At 43.7% G+C, this 378-nt stretch carries 1 protein-coding gene; it reads left to right on the top strand.

Annotated elements, in window-relative coordinates; all coding sequences use genetic code 11:
• On the top strand, positions 1–378 hold a 378-nt coding region (locus HC176_RS17450; protein ID WP_209309791.1), incomplete at both ends, for a dipeptidase.

Raw genomic sequence — 378 nt, 5'->3', positions numbered from 1 at the left:
ATACAGGGGAAGAGGATGATCAATGGCTCCACAACGGCCTTAGCGACCTGGGCAAAGAAGTGGTTAAAGAAATGAACCGGCTGGGAATAATGATCGATGTTTCACATCCATCCAAAAAAGCCATCAAAGATATGTTCGAGCTTTCCAAAGCCCCACTCATCGCTTCCCATTCCTCTGCAAGGGCCTTGTGCAACCACAGCCGTAATCTTGATGATGAGCAATTGGAATGGATCAAAGAAAGCAACGGAGTAGTTCAAACGGTAGCTTTTAGCTCTTATGTGAATACAAAAAAGCACAACGCTTATGATGCTGCAGTAAAAAAGATCTATGGGGAAGTAGGCGAAAAAATGGGCTTTAAAGTTTTAAGCTGGGATGAGA

It is taken from the genome of Tamlana crocina (assembly GCF_012037625.1).
The sequence above is the reverse complement of the archived record's forward strand: the minus strand, read 5'-3'. Positions and strand labels throughout refer to the sequence as shown.